General features: G+C 62.7%; 15 protein-coding genes. 11 read left to right on the top strand and 4 right to left on the bottom strand.

Annotated elements, in window-relative coordinates; genetic code table 11:
- Positions 1 to 73: 73 nt before the first annotated feature.
- From asnB to C5J24_RS18355, 3 genes are all read right to left on the bottom strand, one after another.
- The gene (gene asnB, locus C5J24_RS18365; protein ID WP_105419860.1) at positions 74 to 2032 is read right to left on the bottom strand and encodes an asparagine synthase (glutamine-hydrolyzing); all 1959 of its coding nucleotides are present in this window, start codon (positions 2030 to 2032) and stop codon (positions 74 to 76) included.
- A gap of 107 nt (positions 2033 to 2139) precedes the next feature.
- Positions 2140 to 3513 carry an FAD-containing oxidoreductase gene (locus C5J24_RS18360; RefSeq protein WP_105419858.1) on the bottom strand — a complete coding sequence of 458 codons (1374 nt, stop codon included), beginning with the start codon at positions 3511 to 3513 and terminating at the stop codon, positions 2140 to 2142.
- Positions 3510 to 3986 (bottom strand): DUF4126 family protein, encoded by a 477-nt coding sequence (locus C5J24_RS18355; protein ID WP_105419856.1) that lies wholly within the window; start codon positions 3984 to 3986, stop codon positions 3510 to 3512. The genes C5J24_RS18360 and C5J24_RS18355 overlap by 4 nt, the downstream gene beginning before the upstream one ends.
- 237 nt (positions 3987 to 4223) lie before the next feature.
- Here C5J24_RS18355 and C5J24_RS18350 point away from each other — a divergent pair, with 237 nt between their 5' ends.
- The 5 genes from C5J24_RS18350 (at position 4224) to C5J24_RS18330 (ending at position 10706) form a co-directional block, all read left to right on the top strand.
- Positions 4224 to 6050, top strand: a complete 1827-nt coding sequence (locus C5J24_RS18350) for a sensor histidine kinase (protein WP_245446692.1) — start codon at positions 4224 to 4226, stop codon at positions 6048 to 6050.
- Complete coding sequence (locus C5J24_RS18345; protein ID WP_046634323.1) at positions 6047 to 7417, top strand: sigma-54 dependent transcriptional regulator; 1371 nt, start codon at positions 6047 to 6049, stop codon at positions 7415 to 7417. The genes C5J24_RS18350 and C5J24_RS18345 overlap by 4 nt, the downstream gene beginning before the upstream one ends.
- Before the next feature lie 209 nt (positions 7418 to 7626).
- Positions 7627 to 8610 carry a tripartite tricarboxylate transporter substrate-binding protein gene (locus tag C5J24_RS18340; RefSeq protein WP_105399993.1) on the top strand — a complete coding sequence of 328 codons (984 nt, stop codon included), beginning with the start codon at positions 7627 to 7629 and terminating at the stop codon, positions 8608 to 8610.
- Between the two features lie 118 nt (positions 8611 to 8728).
- Positions 8729 to 9190, top strand: a complete 462-nt coding sequence (locus tag C5J24_RS18335) for a tripartite tricarboxylate transporter TctB family protein (RefSeq protein WP_105399994.1) — start codon at positions 8729 to 8731, stop codon at positions 9188 to 9190.
- A 10-nt stretch (positions 9191 to 9200) separates the two neighbouring features.
- Positions 9201 to 10706 (top strand): tripartite tricarboxylate transporter permease, encoded by a 1506-nt coding sequence (locus tag C5J24_RS18330; RefSeq protein WP_046666458.1) that lies wholly within the window; start codon positions 9201 to 9203, stop codon positions 10704 to 10706.
- 26 nt (positions 10707 to 10732) lie between these two features.
- Here C5J24_RS18330 and C5J24_RS18325 read toward each other — a convergent pair whose 3' ends face one another.
- Positions 10733 to 11785: a LacI family transcriptional regulator gene (locus C5J24_RS18325; RefSeq protein WP_105419851.1), complete on the bottom strand. Its 1053-nt coding sequence runs from the start codon at positions 11783 to 11785 to the stop codon at positions 10733 to 10735.
- A gap of 266 nt (positions 11786 to 12051) precedes the next feature.
- On the opposite strand from C5J24_RS18325, the gene C5J24_RS18320 reads away from it, so the two are divergent.
- The 6 genes from C5J24_RS18320 (at position 12052) to C5J24_RS18295 (ending at position 17531) form a co-directional block, all read left to right on the top strand.
- The gene (locus tag C5J24_RS18320; RefSeq protein WP_174479299.1) at positions 12052 to 13302 is read left to right on the top strand and encodes an ABC transporter substrate-binding protein; all 1251 of its coding nucleotides are present in this window, start codon (positions 12052 to 12054) and stop codon (positions 13300 to 13302) included.
- A gap of 107 nt (positions 13303 to 13409) precedes the next feature.
- Complete coding sequence (locus C5J24_RS18315; RefSeq protein ID WP_371674585.1) at positions 13410 to 14339, top strand: carbohydrate ABC transporter permease; 930 nt, start codon at positions 13410 to 13412, stop codon at positions 14337 to 14339.
- Positions 14336 to 15217 carry a carbohydrate ABC transporter permease gene (locus C5J24_RS18310; protein WP_105419849.1) on the top strand — a complete coding sequence of 294 codons (882 nt, stop codon included), beginning with the start codon at positions 14336 to 14338 and terminating at the stop codon, positions 15215 to 15217. Before C5J24_RS18315 ends, C5J24_RS18310 begins: the two co-directional genes overlap by 4 nt.
- Positions 15218 to 15223: 6 nt before the next feature.
- Positions 15224 to 16330: an ABC transporter ATP-binding protein gene (locus tag C5J24_RS18305; protein WP_105419847.1), complete on the top strand. Its 1107-nt coding sequence runs from the start codon at positions 15224 to 15226 to the stop codon at positions 16328 to 16330.
- Positions 16331 to 16445: 115 nt separating this feature from the next.
- Complete coding sequence (locus C5J24_RS18300; protein ID WP_245446690.1) at positions 16446 to 17246, top strand: BON domain-containing protein; 801 nt, start codon at positions 16446 to 16448, stop codon at positions 17244 to 17246.
- Between the two features lie 63 nt (positions 17247 to 17309).
- Positions 17310 to 17531 carry a hypothetical protein gene (locus C5J24_RS18295; protein ID WP_105419843.1) on the top strand — a complete coding sequence of 74 codons (222 nt, stop codon included), beginning with the start codon at positions 17310 to 17312 and terminating at the stop codon, positions 17529 to 17531.
- The last annotated feature ends 101 nt before the right edge of the window (positions 17532 to 17632 follow it).

The raw sequence follows: 17632 nt of genomic DNA, 5'->3' as shown, positions 1-17632 counted from the left end.
CCTACAATTGGACACACTCTGGCGATCATGCCGAATTGACGTGAATTTTAAGTTAATTGAAGATTTTCAACAGCTAATAAGCAGCCTTGCGAACGGGATGCGCCTCGTCCGCGGCGGATCGGGTAAAACCCTTCAGCCAAAGCTGGGTGGACAATATGCCGACGAAAGCGGCGTTGTCGCGGAACCCGGAGACCGGAGCCAGGCGGCATTTCTGATGGAGTTTTGCAACGGCCTTCGGATTGAAGAGGCCTGAGGCAGCGATTGCCTGTTCGCCCAGCATCTCGCCGACATAAGCCTGCGCGTCGTTGCCGGTGAAGGAACGGCTGTCCGGTGCGCGATAGGGCTGTTTCGGACGCTTGCGGATGACATCCGGCAGCAGGTCCCTGGCGACACGGCGCAGGATGTGCTTTTCGTCGAGGCCCTTGAGCTTCATGCCCGGCGTCAGGCGACTGGCGAATTCCACAAGCCTGTGGTCGAGGAAGGGGAAACGGCCTTCGATACCGTGCGCCATCGCCATGCGGTCGCCCTGGCTCGACAGGATGTAGCCGGGTAGCAGGAAACGGCTTTCGAGATATTGAGCCTGATGCAGCGGGTGCCAGCGGGAGAAATTCGCCGGCAGTCGGGAGGCAAGTTCTTCGGCCGCATCATAGCTGCCGAGCGTGGCGCGGAGTTCGTCGGAATAGAAGATCTTGGCGGCGGCCGTCGAGCGGAAGCGCGGGCGATGGGAGAACAGCGGATCGCCCGCCGGATCGTTGCCGGCGCCGAAGAAAGCGGCAAGATATTCCGCCGACTGCTGCTTCAGCCCCGGCAAATAGGGATAGAGCTTGCGGAAAAGATGTGGCCGCATCTTCGATCCCGGCTGGCGGGCACAGAAACGGCGCACGCGTGCCTCGCGAAAAATGTCGTAGCCGGCGAATACCTCGTCGGCGCCTTCGCCGGTCAGCACCACCTTCATTCCGGCATCGCGGACAAGGCCCGAGAGGCGGTAGAGCGGCGCAGGCGCGGTGCGCAGGACCGGCCGTTCGGTGAAACGGATCACATCCGGGAAACTTGCGGCGATATCGGCCGAGCCGCTGGCGACGGCGTGGTGACGGGTGCCGAGCGCTTCTGCGACTTGCCGCTGGAAGGCGCTTTCGTCGTGTTCGGCATCGTCGAAGGTCACCGAGAACGTGTTGAGGCCATTCGGAGCCATCGGTGCGGCGAGCGCCGCGATCAGCGAGGAGTCCAGTCCGCCGGAGAGGTAGGCGCCGACGGGCACGTCGGCGCGCATGCGCAGCCGCGTCGCATCGGTCAGCAGCGCCCGCAACTCCTCTTCTCGGACCGACTGGTCGATCTCGGAATAATCGCCCGCGTCCGGAAAATCGAGTACCCAATAGGGCCGGGTCTCGGTTCGGCTATTTTGGGCGATCATCAGGTGGCCGGGTTCGAGTTCGAGAACGCCCTTGAAAGCGGTGCGCGGCGCGATCGGCGTCCAGAGCGTGAAAATCTGGTCGAGCGCCACGGGATCGAGTTCGGCCTCGATGCCGGGCACTTGCAGCAGCGCCTTGATCTCCGAGGCGAAATACAGCGAACCCTTGTGCTCCGTATAAAAGAGTGGCCTGACCCCCATCCGGTCGCGGGCGAGCATCAGCCGGCGCTCGCGGTGATCCCAGATCGCGAAGGCATAATCGCCGTTGAGGCGCGAGAGGCAGGCCTCGCCATAGGTCGCGTAAAGCTGCAGCAGGACTTCCGTATCGCTGCCGGTGCGGAAGGTGACGCCGCGCGCCTTCAGCTCGTCGCGCAGTTCGACATAGTTGAAGATCTCGCCGTTGAAGACGATGGTAAAGCGGCCGTCGGCATCCGTCATCGGCTGCTGGCCGTCGGAAAGCCCGACGATCGACAACCGGACATGGGCAAGGCCGATGCCGAGCGAGGCGAACGCGCCTTGTCCGTCCGGCCCGCGATGGACGATCGCCTGTGCCATGGAAGACAGCAGAGCCTCCGGATTTCCGGAGCCGAATGCCTCACCGACGAAGCCCGCAAAACCGCACATCTGTTTCCATCATCAACAGGGACACCGATGCTCACGGTCATAGTCGGAAATGCTTGCCGGCCGCTTCAGGCGATCGATAAAATTGTAGTCGTGTCCCAAATAGGGTTTCAGGCAGGCTTCATTCCGAGCACCACGGTCGGCCAGAATTCCGAGACCGTGGGATGGATCGGCACCGCCCAGCGCAGCGTATCGTAGGTGGCGCGGGCATTCATCATGTCGAGCACGCCGTGGATCGATTCGTCGCCGCCGGTGCCGAGGATGGCGGCGCCGAGGATCTCGTGCGTGTCCGCATCGGCCACGAATTTCATCAGGCCCTGCGTTTCGCCCTTTTCGACCGCGCGGCCGACCCTTGCCATGGACTGGCGGCCAACCAGAACCTTGCGGCCGGATTTGCGCGCCTCTGCCTCGGTCATGCCGATCCGGCCGAGCGGCGGGTCGATATAAAGGGCGTAACCGACCAGCCGGTCGGAGACCTTGCGGCTCTCTCCGTCGAAGAGGTTGGCGGCGATGATCTCGAAGTCGTTATAGGCGGTGTGGGTGAAGGCGCCGCGACCGTTGCAATCGCCCATCGCCCAGATGCCCTCGACATTGGTCGAGAGATCGTCGCCGACCTTGATGTAGCCCTTGGCGTCCAGTTCGACGCCGGCCTTGTCGAGGCCGAGATCGTCGGTGTTCGGACGGCGGCCGACCGCGAGCAGAACGTCGGAGCCGATCACTTCCGGAGCGCCTTGGGTGCAATCGACGCCGACGGCGACGCCATCTTCATGCTTGCTGAAACGGATGCATTCGGCGCCGGTGCGGATATGGATGCCTTCGGCTTCGAGGATTTCGCGGATCGCTTGCGAGATTTCCTCGTCTTCGCGCCCGACGAGACGCGGGCCTTTTTCGACGACAGTCACTTCGGCTCCGAAACGGCGGTAGATCTGCGCGAATTCCAGCCCGATATAGCTGCCGCCGACGATGACCAGATGTTTCGGCACCCGGTCGAGCAGAACGATGTCGCTGTTGGTCATGTAGGGCACGTCGCCGACGCCCGGGAAATCCGGGACTGCGGCACGGCCGCCGACATTCAGGAAGATCTGCGGCGCGGTCAGAAGCTCGTCGCCGACGCGGATCGTATTCTTATCCTCGAACCGCGCATGGCCGCGGATCAGAGTGCAGTTCGGCATGCCCTCGAGCCAGCTCTCGTTGCCCTGACGCGAGTCGAGCGTCACCTTGTGCGAACGCCGCATGACGGCCGGCATGTCGATCTTCACGGGGCTGTCGAGAACCACGCCGTAGTCACTGCCGCGGCGGGCGACATGGGCGGCATAGGCGCTGGCGACGAGCGTCTTGGTTGGCTTGCAGCCGGTATTGACGCAGGTGCCGCCGACATGTTTGCGCTCGATGATCGCAACCGTCTTGCCGGCGTCGTTGAAGCGCCCTGCGAGTGAGGGGCCGGCCTGGCCCGCCCCTATGATGATTGCGTCGAAGGTCTTCATACCGCGGCCGCGACAGGCAGGGACGCGATGATGAGGTAGGCCGCGACGATCGCCACAGCGTCCTCGATGAAGGCGGCCGGCGGATCCTTGCCGAAGCTGGCCGCGAGCTTGGCGCGGACGGCGGCGCCACCATAGGTGCCGATTGCGGCGCCGATGATGCCGGCGACGAGGCCGACGATCCAACCGCCGTAGGGCGTGCCGATCGCGGCGCCCGTGAGTGCCCCCATGATCAGGCGGGCGCCGAACTGCTGCGGCACCTTGCGGCTCGGCGTCGAGGGGAGCTGATCGGTGACCAGTTCGACGACGGCAAGGATGGTGAAGATGCCGACGGCCCAGATCGTGCCCATGAAGGAGAGCCAGGAACCGGAGAGATTGAGCCAGCCGAGATAGGCAGCCCAGGCAATTGCTGCAGGTGCGGTCATGGCGCGCAGGCCGGCGACGACACCGATCAAAAGTGCGAGTATATAGATCATTGAATTCCCCCTTAATGCTGCCCTGGCGTTGGCTTGACCCCGAGCCCGCAAGACTGTTCCGCAGGAAACTTCGGGTCAAGTAAAACTTGTATAACGCCCACATGCTCGCCTTTTATTGCGTATCTCTGCTGCGGCTTGACGATTCATGCGGCGGTGCTGATGGAAATCCGCGGCCCAACGGTTAGAATAGGCCCGTCCGTCGGAAATCGGCGGAAAGATGGGAGGAACCCGGGCCTGTTGAGATATCGTATTCTTCTGCCTTTGGCCCTGCTTGCGGCGGTCGGTCTTGCGCTGGTCTTCAAGGGCAGCGATATCCTCGCGCGGGGCTATATCGAGGAGGCCGAGGTCCAGGCGGGCACGACGCTGCGCCTGGCGGTGTCGGCGCTCGACGGCCATCTGAAGCGTTACGAGGCGCTGCCGGCTCTGATCGCCGATCAGCAGAATATCGAGGCGGTGATCCTCGATCCGAAGAACGAGACGCTGCGGGCGACGACCAACACCTATCTCAAGGAGATCAACGGGCTTCTGAAATCCTCCGACATTTATGTGATGACCATGGACGGCGAGACCATCGCTGCCAGCAATTATGACAGCCCGGTCAGCTTCGTCGGCGAGAATTTCACCTATCGGCCCTATTTCCAGGATGCGGCGGAGGGTCGCCAGTCCCGCTTCTACGCGCTCGGCACGACGTCTTTGAAGCGCGGCTACTATTTCGGCTCCCCGATCGAGATCGGCGGCGCCATCCGCGGCGTGATCGTCTTCAAGGTGGATATCGACAGCCTCGAAGGCTCCTGGGGCGGCGGTGACGACCGGATTTTCGTGTCGGATCCCGAAGGCATCATCTTCATGACCGGCAGCCCGGAATGGCTTTATGCGAGCATCCTGCCGCTGACGCCCGACCGGATCGCCCGCACCGAGGCGTCGCGGCGATATGCGGACGCCAAGCTCCGCGAATTGCCGGTCGAGCGCGGCAGCTTCGCAGGGCGCGATGTCATGACCATCCGGGACGGCGGGATCGAGAAGGAATATCTCGTCGTATCACAACCGATGCCGGATGCGGGCTGGACCGTCAACGTGCTGATGGATACCGGCTCGGTGCATACCCAGGCGAAGACCGCGGCGGTTGCAGCACTTTTGACGCTCTGCCTTGCCGGCCTCGGGCTCGCCATCGTCCTTCAGCGTCGTGCGCGGCTCAACGAACGCCTGATACTGCAGGCCGAGGCGCGCAACGAGCTCGAGCACCGCGTCGCCGAGCGCACCGCAGATCTCGCCCGCGTCAACAGCCGCATCGAGGAGGAGATCGCCGAGCGGCGGCTCACCGAACAGCGGTTGCGCCAGACCCAGGCGGACCTCATCCAGGCGGGCAAGCTCGCAGGCCTCGGACAGATGTCGGCCGCCCTGTCACACGAACTCAACCAGCCTCTCGCCGCTGCCAAGACCTATGCGGAAACGGCCGGCGTGCTGATCGATCTCGGACGCACCGACGATGCGCGGGACAATGTCCGGCGCATTTCGGCGCTGATCGACCGCATGGCGTCGATCAGCAGGCACTTGCGCAACTTCGCCCGCAAGCCGAACGAGAAGCTCGGGCCCGTCGCGCTCGACGACGTGATGCGCGACACGCTGGAGATCGTCGCGGCGCGCCTGAAGGCGGCGGATGCGGAACTGGACATCGAGATCGATCCCGCCATTCCCGCGGTCAAGGCAGGCGCGGTGCGGCTTCAACAGGTGCTGGTCAATATCATCACCAATGCCGCCGATGCCGTCGAAGGCCTCGAAGACCGGCGGATCACGGTTTCCGCGGAGCAGGCGGGCAACAGGGTCATGGTGTCGGTGCGCGATCGCGGGCCCGGCGTCGCGGCGGCCATCCACGAACGCATCTTCGATCCTTTCTTCACGACCAAGGGCGTCGGCAGGGGTCTGGGTCTGGGTCTGTCGATCTCCTACAACATCATCAAGGATTTCGGCGGCAGCCTGAGCGTTGCCGATCATCCGGACGGCGGCGCGGTCTTCCGGATCGAACTCGAAGTTGCCGACGGCAATCTTCTGGAGGCAGCCGAGTGAGCGAGCAAAGGGTTCTGCTGGTCGACGACGAGGAGGAACTGCGCCGTTCGACGGCGCAGGCGCTGGAGCTCTTCGGCCTGGCGGTCCTGACCTTTTCCAATGCCGATCATGTGCTGGAACTGACGGGCTTCGGGTTCGACGGCGTCGTCGTCAGCGATATCCGCATGCCGGGAACCGACGGGATGACGCTGCTCCAGAAGATCCGCGAACTCGATGCGGAAATCCCGGTTATCCTAGTCACCGGTCATGGCGACGTGCAGCTCGCGGTCAAGGCCATGCGGGAAGGCGCCTACGATTTTCTGGAAAAGCCGTTCACGCCGCAGCATCTCGCCGGCATCATCCGGCGTGCGCTCGACCGGCGCAGCCTGGTGCTGGAAAACCGCCGCCTGAGGGCCGTTGCCGGCAAGCGCGACGATGTCGAAGCCCGGCTCCCCGGCCGCACCCAGGTCATGGTCGATCTGCGCTATCGGATCCGCGCCATCGGCGCCACGGATGCAGATACGCTGATTATCGGCGAAACCGGCGCCGGCAAGGAAGTGGTGGCGCGGGGCCTCCACGACATCAGTTCGCGCGCCAACCGGCCCTTCATCGCCATCAATTGCGCAGCTCTTCCCGACAACCTGATCGAGAGCGAGCTTTTCGGCCATGAGGCCGGCGCCTTTCCAGGCGCGCTGAGGCCCCGTTACGGCAAGTTCGAACATGGCCGCGGCGGCACGATCCTGCTCGACGAGATCGGTTCGATGCCGGTCGACCTGCAGGCGAAGTTCCTGCGCGTACTGCAGGAGCGGGTCATCACCCGGCTCGGCTCCAACGAAACCGTGCCGCTCGACGTGCGCTTCATCGCCACCAGCAAGGTGGATCTGGAAGCGGAAGTGGCGGCGGGCCGGTTCCGCGCCGATCTTCTTTACCGGCTCAATGTTGCCACCATCCATGTGCCGTCGCTGGCGCAGAGACGATCGGATATTCCGCTTCTCTTCCTCCAGTTGGTGCGGGAGGCAGCGGCGCGCTATGGCCGCGATGACATGGAAGTGCCGGCCGACGTGATTTCGGCGATTGCCCAGCGCGACTGGCCGGGCAATGTCCGGGAACTGCGCAACGCCGCCGACCGGCTGGTGCTCGGTCTCGATCCCAAGCCGGGCGAAACCGGCGGCGCAAAGGATGGGGCAGGGCGGCTTGCCGACAAGGTTGCAGCCTTCGAGCGCAACCTGATCGCCGGCGAGATCGCAGCGCATGGCGGCGCGCTGAGACCAGTCTACGAATCCCTCGGCATCTCCCGCAAGACACTGTACGAAAAGATGCAGAAATACGGGCTCGACAAGAAACTGCTCGGTCCGGAGCACATGCTGCAGGATGACCGGGACGGCTGATAACGGTGGCATGTGTGGATTTCCACCCATGCTTTTTGCCGATTGTTCCCGAATCCACCCATGTTGCGCCGCGGTATTTACGGAAATGCTGTTTTAAGGCCTCCGCAACGATTGCGCGTGCTGCGCGCCCTGCCGCAGATGGTCCTCAGGTTGGCGCGGGAGGAAATTTGCGCGCCGGCTGTGCCACATTTCATCCTGGAGGAGCCCCGATGAAAATTCTGAACGCCCTTATCGGCGCGACCGCTCTTGCGGCGCTTTCCCTTTTCTCCGCTTCGGCGAATGCGCAGGGATATCCCGAGCGCCAGATCACCATGATCGTGCCGTTTTCGGCCGGCGGCCCGACCGACACCGTCGCGCGCCTCGTCGCTGAATCGATGTCGAAGGATCTCGGCAAGCAGATCGTCGTTGAAAACGTCGGCGGCGCCGGCGGCACGCTCGGCGCTGCCCGCGTCGCGAATGCCGAAGCGGACGGCTACACCGTTCTCCTGCACCATATCGGCATGGCGACCAGCGCTTCGCTCTATCGCAAGCTGCCCTACGACACCTTGAACGCCTTCGACTATGTCGGCCTCGTTACCGACGTCCCGATGACGCTTCTCGCCCGCAAGGACATGCCGGCGACCGACCTCAAGGGTCTCATCGAATATGCCAAGGCCAACAGCGACAAGGTGACCGTTGCAAACGCCGGCATCGGCGCCGCTTCGCATCTGTGCGGCATGCTGTTCATGAGCTCGATCAAGACGTCGCTCGTCACCGTTCCCTACAAGGGGACCGGTCCTGCGATGACCGATCTTCTCGGCGGCCAGGTCGACATCATGTGCGACCAGACCACCAACACCACCAAGCAGATCCAGGGCGGCACGGTAAAGGCCTATGCGGTCACGTCCCCGGCACGTCTCGGCGTCCTGAAGGACATCCCGACCGTCAAGGAAGCCGGTCTGCCGGACATGCAGGTCGGCATCTGGCATGGTCTTTACACGCCGAAAGGCACCCCGAAGGACGCGATCGACAAGCTCAACAAGGCCCTCAAGTCTGCCTTGAAGAACCCGAACGTGACCGCTCGCTTCGCCGAACTCGGTACCGAGCCGTCGTCGGACAGCGACGCCACCCCGGCAGCCCTGAAGGCCAAGCTCGAAGGCGAAATCGCCCGCTGGAAGCCGGTCATCAATGCCGCCGGCCAGTACGCGGACTAAGGTTTCCGCGGTCAGTCTGCCCTAACTCCGATCCTCTCCCCGCCCTGCGGGGAGGGGATGCCTGGCAAGCGGATGAAGGGCACCTCCGGCAAAGCATCTCCCACTTCACGGAGACACCATGAATTCGCTGAAATTCGACACTGCCAATCTGATCTGCGGGCTGCTGCTGATCGCGACAGGCCTGTTCTTTGCCTACCAGTCGTTCGAACTGGAGCTCGGTACGGCGTTTCGCATGGGACCTGGCTATTTTCCGTTCATCCTCGCCTGCGCGCTCATCCTGTTCGGCGCGATCATCCTCATCCAGTCGATGCGGGTGGACGGAGGGCCGATCGGGGCGCTCGCATTGCGGGGCATGGTCTTCATCCTGCCGGCGCCGATCTTCTTCGGCCTTACCGTTCGCGGGCTGGGCTTCGTGCCGTCGATCTTCGTCACCGCACTGATAGCCTCCTTCGCCTCGGGCCGCATGAAACCGCTCACCGCACTCGTCCTGTCGGCGGCGCTGACGGTCTTCTCGGTCGCCGTCTTCAGCTATGGCCTCGGCCTTCCGTTCCGCCGTTTCGGGCCCTGGCTCGGTTATTGAGGTTTGAGTGATGGATCTTTTCAATAATCTCGCGCTTGGTTTTGCGACGGCGACATCGCTGGAAAACCTGTTCTTCTGCCTGATCGGGGTGCTGCTCGGCACGCTGATCGGCGTGCTGCCCGGCATCGGGGCCACGGCGACGATCGCCATGCTTCTGCCGATCACCTTCCAGCTTGAACCGGTCTCGTCGCTGATCATGCTCGCCGGCATCTATTATGGTGCACAATATGGCGGTTCAACCACGGCGATCCTGATCAACATGCCGGGCGAGTCCTCGTCTGCCGTCACCGCCATCGACGGTTACCAGATGGCCCGCAAGGGCCGGGCGGGAGCAGCTCTAGCGATCGCCGCGATCGGCTCGTTCTTTGCAGGCACCGTGTCGACCTTCCTCGTCGCGATCTTTGCGCCGCCGCTTACCCAGATCGCGCTGCAGTTCGGCGCGGCCGAATATTTCTCACTGATGGTGGTCGGTCTCGTCTCCTCGATCGCGCTCGCCCACGGTTCGATCGTCAAGGCGCTCGCGATGGTGGCGCTCGGCCTGCTGCTCGGTCTCGTCGGCACCGATATCTACACCGGCACACCACGCTTCACGCTCGGGATCCGCGAATATGCAGACGGGCTGAACTTCGTGGCGGTGGCGGTCGGCGTCTTCGGCATTGCGGAAATCCTGCGCAATCTCGAGAACGAAAAAACCCGCTCCGTGCTGATGGCGAAGGTCAGCGAACTGATGCCGTCGCGGGAGGATTTCAAGGCGATGGTCGGCCCGGTCCTGCGCGGCACGGCCATCGGCTCGATCCTCGGCATCCTGCCGGGCGGCGGCGCCATCCTTGCGGCGTTTGCGTCCTACACGGTCGAGAAGAAGGTTTCGAAACATCCGGAAGAATTCGGCCACGGCGCGGTTGCCGGGGTTGCCGGTCCGGAATCGGCCAACAATGCCGGTGCGCAGACCTCGTTCATCCCGCTGCTCACCCTCGGCATTCCGGCCAACCCGGTCATGGCGCTGATGATCGGCGCGATGATCATCCAGGGCATCGTTCCAGGCCCGAACGTGGCGACCGAACAGCCGGCCCTCTTCTGGGGCATCATCGCCTCGATGTGGATCGGCAACCTGATGCTCGTCATCCTCAACCTGCCGCTCATCGGGCTGTGGGTGAAGCTGCTCACCATTCCCTACTACGTGCTGTTCCCGATCATCATGGCTTTCTGCTCGATCGGGGTCTACAGCGTCAACTCGAACGTCTACGACCTCTATGCCGTCGCCTTCTTCGGCCTCATCGGCTACGCGCTGTTGAAGCTGCGCTGCGAACCGGCGCCACTGCTGCTCGGCTTCGTGCTGGGTCCGCTGCTGGAAGAGAATCTCAGACGGGCGATGATCCTTTCGCGGGGCGACCCTGCGACATTCGTCACGCGTCCGATCAGCGCGGCCCTTCTCTTCCTCGCGGCCCTCGTCCTCGTCATCGTCTTCTTGCCGAGTGTGAAGAAGAAACGCGAGCAGGTCTTCGTCGAAGAGGACTGAGAAGCCGCGGACGGCGCTCCGGGCGGTCAAACCGTCTGGAGCGCCTGCAATTCCTGGATGGGGGCGGGGCCGGCGATCCGCTTCAACAGCAGCTTGCCCATCAGGAAACCTGCTTCCGTCAGGTCTTCGTAGATCGTCTCCACGCGGGGGCGGATCTGGTCGAACAGGCCCGACGTCTGCTTGGCCACCAGTCTTATATCCCTGCCGAGTTCGAGACGATGGTCGTAGGCGGATGCCATGACCGCGAGCGCCGACACCTCGCCGCCGCAGATATATCCGTCCGGGCGCTCCGGCTCGGCCATTCTCTGGAACAGATAGTCGCGGATGTCGTCCGACTTGCTGTCGAGCGTGACGCCCTTGGCGATTTCGAAGCCGATGCCTTCCTCGCGCACTGCCGTCATGAAACCGTGCCTGAGGTGATGGGCGAAGGTGAAGCGCTCCGGCGGCAGGATGATCGAGAGCTTGCTGGCACCGGCGGCGATCAGCTTTTTGGCGGCCTGATACGCAAAACTGTAATTGTCGTAGTCGACATAAGGGTGAGCGGTGGCAAGCTCGGTCCGGCCGTGACAGATGAACGGAAAATTGTTCTCCATCAACAGCTTGACGCGCTCATCCGCCGGTTCGGTGCGGGTGAAGACAATGCCGTCGGCCATGCGGTTGCGCATGATATGGCGCACCGGCTCGATCTGCGGCGTATCGGAAAAATGCGGCGTTATGACCAGATGATAGGCCGTACCTCGTAAGGCTTCGGTCAGGCCGTTGATCATCGAGGTGGCATAGCCGAGGATTTCCTCGTGCGGATCGAGAACGAGGCTGATGACGTTGGTGCGGCCGGTGCGTAGGCGCTGCGCTGCGCGGTCCGGCAGGTAGCCGATATCGGCTGCGACCTTGCGGACGCGCTGACGTGTTTCGAGCGCGATCTGCGGCGCATCGGCAAGCGCGTGCGACACGGTCGTGACCGCAAGTCCTGTGAGTTCGGCGATCGTCTTAAGGGTGGGCTTCGCGCCAATGCCGGATTTTGCGGCAGCCCGCTCCGACTTCGCCCGCCGACCCTTGTCCCCCAGGTCTTCCAGCGACATATCCTCTTCTCCTCCGCTCCCGCTCCGGAACCGGAGCGAGCCTCATCTATATCGTTACAAATTTTTCGAAAGTCGCCAGGAATTTTTCTCGATTCCTGAGTAAAAATTCGTCGATTGCCAATTTTGCCAATTTTTTCCTCACGTTAACCGGGTTGCTCCCTGATCTAAAAAATCCTTTCAGCGGGTTGACACTGACTGTAATTATATCGTTATAAATCGCCATATCCGGAGAGGAGCCCGGATACAAAGGGAGATTCTCAATGAATATTCGAATGATTGCCAAACTCGCCGCCGGTGCGGCACTTATCGCCATGACCGCCGGTGCCGCCAAGGCCGCAGAACAGGTCGAAGTCCTGCATTGGTGGACTTCGGGTGGTGAAGCCGCAGCGCTCAACGTGCTGAAGGAAAACCTCCAGAAGCAGGGCGTCGCCTGGAAGGACATGCCGGTTGCCGGTGGTGCAGGCTCTGCAGCCATGACCGCGCTGCGCGCCCGCGTCACGGCCGGCGACCCGCCGACCGCCGTCCAGCTTCTCGGCTTCGACCTGAAGGACTGGGCCGAAATGGGCGTTGCCGCAAACCTCGACGACCTCGCCAAGAAGGAAGGCTGGGACAAGGTTATCCCCGCCGCTCTGCAGAACTTCTCGAAGTATGACGGCCACTGGATCGCTGCGCCGGTGAACATCCACTCCACCAACTGGCTGTGGATCAACAAGGCGGCGCTCGACAAGGCCGGCGGCAAGGTTCCGACCAATATCGCCGAACTCATCACGCTGCTCGACGCCTTCAAGGGCCAGGGCCTCACCGCTCTCGCTCATGGCGGCGTTCCGTGGCAGGACGGCACGCTCTGGGAAGCCGTCGTGCTTTCGACCGGCGGTCCGGACTTCTACAAGAAGGCCGTTCTCGATCTCGATCCGGCGGCACTTTCCGGTGACACGATGAAGAAGGTCTTCGACACCATGTCGAAGCTGCGCACCTATTTCGACCCGAACTTCTCGGGCCGCGAATGGAACCTGTCGACGGCCCTCGTCATCGAAGGCAAGGCCGGCGCTCAGGAAATGGGCGATTGGTCCAAGGGCGAGTGGCTGCGCGCCAACAAGAAGCCGGGCACGGACTTCGTCTGCATCCGCTTCCCCGGCACGCAGGGCTCGGTCCTCTTCAACGCCGACCAGTTCATGATGTTCAACGTTGGCGGCGACGCCGAAAAGGCTCAGTTCAAGATGGCGTCGGCCGTCGAAGATCCGGCCTTCCAGATCGCCTTCAACACCGTCAAGGGTTCCGTTCCTGCCCGTACCGATGTCTCGAACGAAAAGTTCGACGATTGCGGCAAGAAGGGCATGGCGGATCTCACGGAAGCCTCCTCCAAGGGCACGCTGATGGGCTCGCTCGCCCACGGTTACGCTCAGCCGGCTGCCATCAAGGAAGCCATGCTGGACGTCATCACCCAGCACCTCAACGGCCAGCTCACCACCGAAGCAGCGCTGAAGCGCCTGCCGGAAGCGGTGAAGGCTGCCAAGTGATCGCGGTTCCGCGAAAATTCTGACATCGAGTGGCCGGGATAGTCTCCCGGCCACTTTTCAAATTCCGGCTCGCCGGTATCTCCTAGTTCTGGTGTCTGCCGGAGGTCATGATGACGACAATCGAACCGGTTCCCGTGCTTGAGCCGCAGCGAGAGCGCCGCTCGTTTGCGGACGGATTGCGCAACGCGCTGCCGAAGATCGTGCTGGCGCCGTCGTTCGCCGTGATCCTCGTCTTCGTCTACGGCTTCATCCTCTGGACGGTCTACCTTTCCTTCACGACCTCACGTATCCTGCCGGTCTACAAATGGGGCGGTTTCGACGCCTATTTCCGCCTCTGGTCGCAGCCGAACTGGTATGTGGCGATGCAGAACCTGGCGATCTTTGGGGTCCTCTATATCGGCATCTGCGTTATCCTCGGCCTCGGGATCGCGATCCTCATGGACCAGCGGATCCGCGCCGAAGGCCTGCTCAGGCCGATCTTCCTCTACCCGATGGCGCTTTCCTTCGTCGTCACGGGGACCGCGTGGAAATGGTTCCTCAATCCGGGTCTCGGACTTGAGAACACGATGCACAATCTCGGCTGGACGAGCTTCAAGTTCGACTGGCTGGTCAATCCCAAGATGGCGATCTACACCGTCGTCATTGCCGGCGTCTGGCAGGCGTCAGGCTTCGTCATGGCGATGTTCCTGGCCGGGCTTCGCGGCATCGACGGCGAGATCATCAAGGCGGCCCAGATCGACGGTGCCTCGACGGTGTCCATCTATCGACGCATCATCATTCCGTTGCTGCGGCCCGTCTTCCTTTCCGCCTTCATCGTGCTCGCGCATATGGCGATCAAGTCCTACGACCTGGTCATCGCGCTGACCGGCGGCGGACCGGGCAATGCGACCGAGCTGCCGTCGACCTTCATGTATTCCTACACGTTCACCCGTAACCAGATGAATGTCGGATCGGCGAGCGCCGTGATGATGCTGATGGGCATTACCGCGATCATCGTGCCCTATCTCTATTCGGAACTGCGGGAGAGAAAGCAATGAGCGCGACACAAGAAACCGTCAGCGCTGGCGGAGCCCGCACCGCCCGCTATTTCATCTATGCCGCGCTGGTCGTCCTGGCCCTCGTTTATCTTCTGCCGCTCTACGTCATGCTGTCGACGTCGCTGAAGTCGCTCGACGAAATCCGCGGCGGCGACATGCTGGCGTTGCCGCGCGATCCGTCGATCGCCGCCTGGGTTCGCGCCTGGGGCGAGGCCTGCATCGGGGTCAGCTGCGTCGGCATCAAGGGCTACTTCTGGAATTCCATCAAGATGGTGGTTCCCGCGGTCCTGATCTCGACCCTGCTCGGTGCGCTCAACGGTTATGTGCTGACCAAGTGGCGTTTCCCGGGCCACAGGCTGGTCTTCGGCATGATGCTGTTTGCCTGCTTCATTCCGTTCCAGGCGGTCCTCATCCCGATGGCACGCGTGCTCGGCACGTTTGGCCTGTCGAACTCCACCGCCGGCCTCGTCATCGTCCACGTGATCTACGGCCTCGGCTTCACCACACTGTTCTTCCGCAACTACTACGAAGCCTTTCCGGATGAGCTCGTGAAGGCCGCGATGATCGACGGCGCCGGGTTCTTCCGGATCTTCTGGCGCATCCTGCTGCCGAGTTCCGGACCGATCATCGTCGTGACGATCATCTACCAGTTCACCAACATCTGGAATGACTTCCTGTTCGGCGTGTCCTTCTCGTCCGGCACGTCCTCGCCGATGACGGTGGCGCTCAACAACCTCGTTGCCTCCTCCACCGGCGTCAAGGAATACAATGTCGATATGGCGGCTGCGGTGTTCGCAGCGCTTCCGACGCTGTTCGTCTATGTCGTCGCCGGACGCTATTTCGTGCGTGGCCTGATGGCCGGCGCAGTCAAGGGATAACCGCACATGAGCTTTCTTGAAATCAAGGATATTCGCAAGAAGATCGGCAATAACGAGATCTTGAAGGGCATCAATATCGAGCTCGAAAAGGGCGGCTTCCTGGTTCTCGTCGGCCCGTCGGGCTGCGGCAAGTCTACTCTGCTCAACGCGATCGCCGGCCTGCTGCCACCGTCCTCGGGCGACATCGTCATCGACGGCCAGGTGGTCAACGACCTGCATCCGTCGCGGCGCGATATCGCCATGGTCTTCCAGTCCTATGCGCTCTATCCGAACATGACGGTGGAACAGAACATCGCGTTCGCGCTTGAAATGCGGGGCGTCGAGAAGGCGCAGCGCGAGGCGGCGGTCAAGCAGGTCGCCAAGACCCTGCAGATCGAGCATCTCCTGAAGCGCCGTCCGAGCCAGCTTTCCGGCGGCCAGCGCCAGCGTGTCGCCATGGGCCGGGCGCTGGTGCGCCAGCCGCGTGTCTTCCTGTTCGACGAGCCGCTCTCCAACCTCGACGCCAAGCTGCGCGTCGAGGTGCGCGCCGAAATCAAGGCGCTGCACCAGAATACCCACGCCACGATCGTCTACGTCACCCATGACCAGATCGAGGCGATGACGCTTGCCACCAAGATCGTCGTGCTGAAAGAAGGCATGGTGCAGCAGGTCGGCACGCCGGCGGAAATCTACGGCCGTCCGGCCAACCTCTTCGTCGCCGATTTTATGGGCTCGCCGGCGATGAACATGCTGAAGGGCAAGGTATCCGGCGCCGATGGCCAGCAGGGCATCGCACTGTTCGGAAATGACGGCGTCAGGGTCGCCATGCCGCCTTCCGTGACCACCAGCCTTCCGGATGGCAAGGACGTCATCCTGGGCCTGCGTCCCGAAACGATCACCGATGCAGGTCTCGTCGATCCGCAGGCCCGCGCCACCGCCCGGATCGAGGCGGAAGTGACGATGATCGAGCCGACCGGCTCCGATACCTTCGTCACCGGCAAGCTGGACGGCGCGACCTTCACCGCCCGTACCCGTTCCGACGTGCATGTCGAACTCGGCCAGAAGTTCCCGTTCGCCTTCAATCTCGACAAGGCCGTGGTCTTCGATCCGCAGACGACCAGCCGTATCGAATAAGCGGGCAGAGGCGATTGACCTCCAGCATTCCTCCCGAAGGGGAACAATCCCGGGGAGGCGGGGTTGAGTCTGTGTCCCATGCGAACGGGACCAAACCAGACCGAGGAGACAGACAATGGCTAGTGGAAATCACTCCCAATCGGGTGGGTATCGAAACGACCGGATGCGCGACGAGCGTGATTTCGCGCGCGAGTCGTCCAGCGAATACCGCCCGGGCGATACGGGTTATGTGCGCGGTTCCAGCGACGATCCGCGCAGCCGTGATGCAAATCGGGAGGACGGCGATCCTTCACGGTTTCCCCGCTACGGCCGCAGCGAGCAATGGGCATCGGACGATGGCGGGTTCGAGGCCGGTTATGGCGATTCGGAGCGGTCGCAGGCTTGGGCCCGCGAGTCCTATCGCGGCCGACCTTCCTCGTTCAGCTACGAGCCGGGCCGCAACCGCGTCAACCAGGCCTATGGCGATCGATACGGCTCGGACTACCGTTTTGGTGGTGAAGGCCGTTTCGGTTCTGACAGCCGCTTCCGCGGCTCTGACGACTATGACCGCAGGCGCGGCTTCATGGAGCGCGCCGGTGATGAAGTCGCCTCCTGGTTCGGTGACGAAGGTGCCGAACATCGCCGGAAGATGGACGAGCATCGCGGCAAGGGTCCGAAGGGTTATCAGCGCTCCGACGCCCGTATCGAGGAGGACGTCAATGATCGCCTCAGCGACGATCCGGTGCTCGACGCATCGAACATCACCGTGACGGTCCAGGGATCGGAAGTGACGCTCGACGGTTTCGTGTCGAGCCGCTGGGACAAACGGCGGGCCGAGGATCTGGTGGACGAGGTTTCCGGCGTCCGGCACGTCCAGAACAACCTGCGCGTCAACAATAGTTCGACCGATACGCTGGCGGGCTCGACCACGGTCTGAGCCGGCATGTACTACGCGTCAGGCCGCTGTTGGTGGCCTGACTTCATTCGGGAAGGAGACATCATGACCGAAAAGAGCGATAGCGCCAAAATTCACAAGGACGCCGAGGGGCAGTACGCCAAGTCCCGCGCGGACGGCAAGGCAAACGGCGTCGCAAGCGCCAAACCGACCGTGATCACCGGTTCCGACGACGCGACCAAACATCGTAACCCGCCCGGCGAAAAAGAGCCGGAAAAGGACTGGGACGTAAATTTCGACGTGTCGGAGCGGCCTCGGCACACCTGAGCCGCCCGTTTGGAAAACCATATCGCCGGCAATCAATCCTTGGCCCGGCCTTTAAAACCGGTTAGATAAGACCCGCTGGAATATTAGCGGATGGCGGGACA

This window comes from Neorhizobium sp. T25_27 (assembly GCF_002968565.1).
Taxonomy (GTDB): Bacteria; Pseudomonadota; Alphaproteobacteria; order Rhizobiales; family Rhizobiaceae; genus Neorhizobium; species Neorhizobium tomejilense.
The sequence above is the reverse complement of the archived record's forward strand: the minus strand, read 5'-3'. Positions and strand labels throughout refer to the sequence as shown.